General features: G+C 74.1%; 3 protein-coding genes. All 3 read left to right on the forward strand.

What is annotated here, in order from left to right; all coding sequences use genetic code 11:
- The coding region (locus tag VIM26_RS04195; RefSeq protein WP_331949092.1) for a hypothetical protein at positions 1–852 on the forward strand (852 nt) is incomplete at its 5' end.
- Between the two features lie 125 nt (positions 853–977).
- The gene (locus VIM26_RS04200; RefSeq protein ID WP_331949093.1) at positions 978–1,226 is read left to right on the forward strand and encodes a hypothetical protein; all 249 of its coding nucleotides are present in this window, start codon (positions 978–980) and stop codon (positions 1,224–1,226) included.
- A 93-nt stretch (positions 1,227–1,319) separates the two neighbouring features.
- Positions 1,320–2,438, forward strand: a complete 1,119-nt coding sequence (locus VIM26_RS04205) for an adenosine deaminase (protein ID WP_331949095.1) — start codon at positions 1,320–1,322, stop codon at positions 2,436–2,438.
- Positions 2,439–2,610 lie beyond the last annotated feature (172 nt).

Here is a 2,610-nt window from a genome sequence, read left to right on the forward strand (position 1 = left end):
GACCTGCCGGTCGCCGAGCGCTCGCGCTACGACGCGCTGCTGGCCGGCGCCGCGGACCCGCGTGGGCGTGGCGTCCTGGAACGGGCGCTCGCCGGCGGGACCCCGCTGCCCGCGATCGCGGCGCTCGCGGGACTCTGGCCCGAGCTGACCGACCGCGACCGCGATCAGGTCGGCGCCCCGCTGGCCCCCGCGGGCGGCGGCTCGGACGTCCGGCTGTCCGACGCGCCGGCCCGCCAGTCCGACCAGACGACGTGCGGCTCGACGGTCCTGGCGATGCTGGCCGCCGCCGGTGACCCGTTGCTTGCGCTCTGGCTGGTCACCGGTCGCACCGTTGCGGGGTACCGGCCGCGCGAGCTGCGGGCGTTCGGGCCGGCGGAGCTCGCCGAGCCCGACGCAGCCGCGCGGTTCGGCGCGGTCCAGCGCGCGGTCAAGACCGCCACCGGGCGGGGCTCGCTCGGCCCGTTCGCGTGGCCCGCGAGGTTCGGCACCCCGCCCTGGGGCGCCGCGCGCGTCGCGCGGTACCCGGGGGCGACCTTCCGACAGGTCATGGTCGACGACACCGACGCCGGCGAGCTCGGCGCGCTGCTGGACCGCGCGGACCGGGCGCTCGCGGTCGGGGTCGGCGTGCCGCTGTTCACCGGCGGCGACCTCTCCTCGGGCCCGACGACCGCCCTGCCGAGGCATGTCGTCCTGCTGGTGCCCGCGGCGTCGTCGGGCACCTACACGCTGTTCGAGCCCGCCGGCGGCGCGCTGCACCACCTCGCCCGCGCCGAGCTGCTCACCCCGGACGGCCCCCGACCCGCCCTGGGCAGCTGGTCGCACGTCTGCTGGGCCATCCTCCCCGAAGCCTGACCGCTCCGCCGAGAGTGGAGCAGCCGCCCTTGGACCGGGCCTTTGCCGAGGCGCTTGTGCCACGCTCGGCGAGTGGCGGGTTCTGGCCGGCGGGGTGACGATGGACAGTGAGTGGAGGAGGGGCCATGAGCGTTGTTCCCGGTCGCGAGACGTGGCGCGATGCCGGTCTCGTCGAGGTGGATCCGGCCGGTGCGGTCGAGCTCGAGCCGGATCGCGACCTGCTCGACGACGCGCCGGGTGCGCGCGAGACGGTCGCCCCGGAGGAGTACCTGCCGGGCGAGCCGCGCCCTGACCTGCGCGGCGAGGCGGACCCCGCGGACGTGACCGAGCAGGCCGCGGTGCTGCCGTCGGACGAGCGCGACGAGTACCCCTGAGGGGTTCCTTACCTGGTCGCGACCCCCTCGCGCCCAGGTTGCGCGCAGCCGCGCGTGCAAGGGTAGGCCGGTGTGGCCACTACGGTAAGCGGCATGACGATTGACGAATCCGCCATTGCCGGCCTGCCCAAGGTCGTGCTGCACGACCATCTCGACGGCGGGCTTCGTCCGGCCACCATCGTGGAGCTCGCGGCGGAGGTGGACCATGAGCTGCCGACCACCGACCCTGCCGAGCTCGGCACGTGGTTCCTGACCGCAGCCAGCTCCGGCACCCTCGAGCTCTACCTCGAGACGTTCGACCACACGGTCGCCGTGATGCAGACCGAGGCCGCGCTGCACCGCGTCGCGCTCGAGTCCGTGCTCGACCTCGCGGCCGACGGCGTCGTGTACGCCGAGCAGCGCTACGCCCCCGAGCAGCACCTGACCCGCGGGCTCTCGCTCCAGCAGGTCGTCGACGCCGTGCAGGGTGGCCTCGCCGAGGGCGTCTCCCAGGCGGCGGAGGCCGGCCGCACGATCCGGGTCGGCACCCTCATCACCGCGATGCGGCACGCCGACCGCGCGGACGAGATCGCCGCGCTCGCCCTGGCCAACCGGGAGAACGGCGTCGTCGGCTTCGACATCGCCGGGGCCGAGGACGGCTTCCTGCCGTCGCGGCACGCGTCCGCCTTCAAGACGCTCGCCGAGGCGAACTTCCCGGTGACGATCCACGCGGGCGAGGCCGCCGGCCTGGAGTCGATCGCCGAGGCGGTGCACGTCGGGGCCGCCAGCCGGCTCGGGCACGGGGTCCGGATCATCGAGGACATCGAATTCGTGCACGCCGAGGACGAGGAGCCAGGCGACCAGGGAACGGCGCGCCTGGGCTATCTCGCGCACTGGATCCGGGACCACCAGATCCCGCTCGAGCTCTGCCCGTCGTCGAACCTGCAGACCGGCGCGGCCGAGTCGATCGCGAAGCACCCGATCACGGTGCTGCGGGACCTCGGCTTCGCGGTCACCGTCAACACCGACAACCGCCTGCAGTCCGGCACGACCCTCACGCGCGAGATGAGCCTGCTCGTGACCGAGGCGGGCTGGTCCCTCGCGGACCTGCGCGACGCCACCATCACGGCCGCGTGGAACGCGTTCATCCACCACGACGACCGCGAGGCCCTCGTCGAGGACGTCATCCTCCCCGCGTTCATCGAGGCCGCCCCCGGCCGCCACCGCGCCTGAACCTTGCCTGACCCTTGCCTGACCGGCGCTGATCCTTGCCGGACCCTTGCCTGACCGGCGCTGATCCTTGCCCGACCCTTGCCTGACCGGCGCTGATCCTTGCCCGACCCCGCCCGACCTGCTAACTCCCGCCCTCAACCCCGCAACGTCCGAGCGTTGACGTCCTATAGGA

Source organism: Pengzhenrongella sp. (genome assembly GCF_036565025.1).
GTDB lineage: Bacteria > Actinomycetota > Actinomycetes > Actinomycetales > Cellulomonadaceae > Pengzhenrongella.

Coding starts and splice junctions, on each gene's coding strand:
- VIM26_RS04200 (WP_331949093.1), top strand. CDS start 978: ATGAGCGTTGTTCCCGGTCGCGAGACGTGGCGCGATGCCGGTCTCGTC.
- VIM26_RS04205 (WP_331949095.1), top strand. CDS start 1,320: ATGACGATTGACGAATCCGCCATTGCCGGCCTGCCCAAGGTCGTGCTG.